This window comes from Thalassobacter sp., assembly GCF_982993085.1.
The window spans coordinates 1-3403 of the sequence record NZ_CEZFMW010000199.1 but is presented as its reverse complement, the minus strand read 5'-3'; the positions used below and the strand labels follow the sequence as shown (position 1 = coordinate 3403).

5 protein-coding genes are annotated in these 3403 nt (G+C 58.8%); 3 read left to right on the top strand and 2 right to left on the bottom strand.

Going from position 1 to position 3403, the window contains the following annotated elements:
- Positions 1-34: 34 nt before the first annotated feature.
- Complete coding sequence (locus tag AC4GMC_RS17800) at positions 35-817, bottom strand: hydroxypyruvate isomerase family protein (protein WP_487877528.1); 783 nt, start codon at positions 815-817, stop codon at positions 35-37.
- Positions 818-1082: 265 nt separating this feature from the next.
- On the opposite strand from AC4GMC_RS17800, the gene AC4GMC_RS17795 reads away from it, so the two are divergent.
- Genes AC4GMC_RS17795 through AC4GMC_RS17785 form a run of 3 tightly spaced genes read left to right on the top strand, consistent with a single transcriptional unit; the run spans position 1083 to position 3309 of the window.
- Positions 1083-1787, top strand: a complete 705-nt coding sequence (locus AC4GMC_RS17795; RefSeq protein ID WP_487877529.1) for an ABC transporter permease — start codon at positions 1083-1085, stop codon at positions 1785-1787.
- Positions 1784-2497: an ATP-binding cassette domain-containing protein gene (locus tag AC4GMC_RS17790; protein ID WP_487877530.1), complete on the top strand. Its 714-nt coding sequence runs from the start codon at positions 1784-1786 to the stop codon at positions 2495-2497. The genes AC4GMC_RS17795 and AC4GMC_RS17790 overlap by 4 nt, the downstream gene beginning before the upstream one ends.
- Positions 2494-3309, top strand: coding sequence for an ABC transporter substrate-binding protein (locus AC4GMC_RS17785; RefSeq protein WP_487879252.1), 816 nt, complete (start codon positions 2494-2496; stop codon positions 3307-3309). The genes AC4GMC_RS17790 and AC4GMC_RS17785 overlap by 4 nt, the downstream gene beginning before the upstream one ends.
- Positions 3310-3328: 19 nt before the next feature.
- Here AC4GMC_RS17785 and AC4GMC_RS17780 read toward each other — a convergent pair.
- Positions 3329-3403: DUF6505 family protein (locus AC4GMC_RS17780; RefSeq protein WP_490391492.1), on the bottom strand; the 75-nt coding region annotated here is incomplete at its 5' end.

Here is a 3403-nt window from a genome sequence, read left to right as displayed (position 1 = left end):
TGGCTCATGCGGGGGCCGGATTGGTGACGGGTGATCATGTGCGTTTCTCCTGTTGCAGCCACGCGAGCGTGGCCTCTGTTGGTCCGTTGGGTTTGTATTCGGCGCCAAGTGGGTGATCCCAGCCTAGGGTGGATAGATGGGCGTAAATGTGGGTGTAGTTTAGTTCACCATGATCGGGTGCGCCGCGATCCGGCACAGAGGCGATTTGGACGTGGCCGATATGGGGCAAACATGCCGTGAGCCGACGGCTGAGGTCGCCCTCCATGATCTGAAGGTGATAGCAGTCGAACATCAATTTGAGGTTGGGCAGATTCAGTCTCTCAATGATTGTAACGGCTTGTCGGGATGTTTTGAGGTAATACCCGGGCGCGTCATAGCTGTTGAGCGGCTCGATCAGGATCGTCATGCCCATGTCGGCTGCCTTGGCACAGGCATAGCGCAGGGTGTCGGCAAAGGCGGCGTCGGCCTCGGGGCCTTCGGCGAAGCCGGCCATTACGTGGACCGCCCCGGCACCAATTTCGAACCCATAGGTCAATGCCTGATCGACGGCCGCGCGGGCTTCATCTGTGCGACCGGGCAATGCCGACAGCCCGTTTTCACCGGGATTACCGCGCACGGTGTTCAGGCCCAGCATGCTTAGGCCCGTTTCTTTCAGGGCCGCCAAAACATCAGAAGGGGGCGTTTCATAGGGCCAATGGCATTCAACGGCGTCAAACCCTGCCGCTTTGGCGGCACGGATGGCATCGGGCAGGGGCATGTCCGCCCAAAGAAACCCAAGATTGGCTGAAAAACGTCGGTTCTGTGTGTGAGTGTTCATATGCGTATCCCCCTGAAAATCTGGGTAAAGCTTGCTTGCCCCTGAGGCAATCCACAAAGAAGTCCTGTGCGACAAACCGGGCGCCATTGCCCGCGTTTCGCGGGGCGCTTGGCCTTTGAGCAGTGGACACTAGCAACCGCTCCTATATTCCCGGGCGCACAGAAAGTGCGTTATCTTATCGGCCACCTATGCGCACGCCACGGTAGATGTTGGCTTCGCTGCGCATTCGGATAAAGTGTAAAATAAAACGGAGGGCCTAGCGCCCATGGCAGATATCTGGCTCGGCTTATCGCAGGCGTTTTGGCTTGTGATTACCTTTGACGCAGAGTTGATGGAAATCACCCTGCGTTCCCTGATGGTGAGCCTGAGTGCGCTTGTGATCGCAAGTGCTATTGCGCTGCCGCTTGCGGCCCTGTTGGCCGTTCGGCGGTTTCGATGGCGGCGTTGGGTGATCGCGATTTTGAACGCGCTGATGGGGTTGCCGCCGGTTGTGGTGGGGCTGATCGTATATGTGGTCTTGTCGCGTTCAGGCCCTCTTGGGGTGTTGGGGCTGTTGTTCACGCCCACAGCAATGGTCATTGCGCAGGTCATCATTATCGTGCCGCTCATCGCGTCTGTCGCCCATCAGGCCCTGCGTGATCTGTGGAGCGAATATCACGACCTGCTGATATCGATGCACGTGACTCAAAGCCAAAAGGTCGCCACGCTTTTGTGGGATGCGCGCCGCGCGCTGCTGACGGCGTCGCTGGCGGGATTTGGCCGCGCGATTGGTGAGGTTGGGGCGATCATGATCGTGGGCGGTAACATCGACAATGTGACCCGCGTGCTGACCACTGCCATCGCGCTTGAGACCGGCAAGGGAGAGTTCGCCTTGGCTCTTGGGCTTGGCTTTGTGTTGATCGGCTTGGCCATCGCGGTAAACCTGTCGATCCACGCGTTGTCGCGCACCGAAGTGGAGGCCCGCTGGTGAGCCACCTTCTACCACTCAAGGTCCAAGGGGCCGAAACGACCCACCGCGGCAAGCGGCTTGTGGGGCCGATTGACCTGTCGATCCAAGGGGCAGGGGCCACGGTGATTGTGGGTCCTAACGGTTCGGGCAAAACCACGCTGCTGCGTCTTTTGCATGGGGCGGCACGGCTGACACGCGGTCAGATTGCGTGGAATTGTCCGATGGATGAGGCGCAATTGCATCAGGCATTCGTGTTTCAGCGGCCCGTGATGCTGCGCCGGACGGTTTTGGAAAACCTGATCTATCCGCTCAAGGTGCGCGGCACCTCCAAGCGTGAGGCGTGCAAATCCGCAGTGGCTTGGGCGGCCAAGATTGGCCTGTCGGACATGATTGATCGCTCTGCGCTGGTTCTATCGGGGGGGGAGCAGCAAAAGCTTGCACTGGCCCGCGCCTTGATCACCGCGCCAAAGGTTTTGTTTCTGGATGAACCCTGCGCCGCCCTTGATGGCCGCGCTACCCGTGAGGTCGAGGTGATCTTGCAAGCCGCCAAACAAAACGGCACTCGGCTGATCCTGTCGACCCACGATATGGGGCAGGCCCGCCGCCTTGCCGATGAAATGCTTTTCATGCTGGGCGGCAAAATCCATGAATTCGGCCCAGCCGATACCTTTTTTGAGGCGGCGCAAACCGCCTCTGCCCGTGCATTCTTGAAAGGAGATATCGTAGAATGAAACGCTTTATCCTCACCCTTGCGACCCTCGCTGTGACCGCCACGGCCAGCGCGGCTGATACAATGAAAATGGCCGTCACGACATCCTTTCACAATTCGGGGCTATCTGAGATCCTGCTGCCCGCGATTGAACAAGACTTGGGTCTTGAGGTGCAGCTGTTGGTAGTTGGCACGGGCCAAGCGCTGCAATTGGGTCGCTCTGGTGATGTGGACGCAATCCTTGTGCATTCGCGCAGCGCAGAGGAGGCTTTCGTGGCCGAGGGGGCAGGCACCCACCGGCGTGAAATCATGTATAACGATTTTGTCGTGATCGGCCCCTCGGATGATCCCGCGGATGTAGCCGGGGCCGAAACCGTGGTGGATGCCTTGCAGTCTATCGCTGCAAGCGAGGCGCGTTTTGTCAGCCGTGGTGACGACAGTGGCACCCACAAAAAAGAACTCAGCCTATGGGCCGCAGCAAACCAAACGCCCGAGGGGGCTTGGTATAACGCGGTCGGTGCGGGCATGGGGGCTGCGCTCAACACGGCATCCGGGCTCAACGCTTATATCCTGTCGGACCGAGCCAGCTGGTTGAACTTTGGCAACAAAGGCGATCTTGCGCTGTTGTTCGCGGGTGATCCTGTGCTGTTCAACCAATATGCCTTTTTGCCCGTGAACCCAGAGGTGCATGGACACGTGGCCAATGGCTTGGCGCGTAAACTAGAGGGGTGGTTGGTGTCAGATCGCGCAGCCGACCTGATCAATGGCTACCGTCTTGGGGGCGAGCAGTTGTTTGTGTTTAACGCAACACCAGATGCCAGCCCCCAAGGGTAGTGTTTCCACGGGCCGCTGATTATTCGTCCAGCGATCCGTGAATGGCAAATTGGTCGAGCCCGGCGTCGTTGGGCTCAATCATTCTAAAGCTTTC

What these genes read in the sequence shown, in the direction of transcription:
- AC4GMC_RS17800 (WP_487877528.1), bottom strand. Translation starts at nt 817, where the DNA reads ATGAACACTCACACACAGAACCGACGTTTTTCAGCCAATCTTGGGTTT.
- AC4GMC_RS17795 (WP_487877529.1), top strand. Translation starts at nt 1,083, where the DNA reads ATGGCAGATATCTGGCTCGGCTTATCGCAGGCGTTTTGGCTTGTGATT.
- AC4GMC_RS17785 (WP_487879252.1), top strand. Translation starts at nt 2,494, where the DNA reads ATGAAACGCTTTATCCTCACCCTTGCGACCCTCGCTGTGACCGCCACG.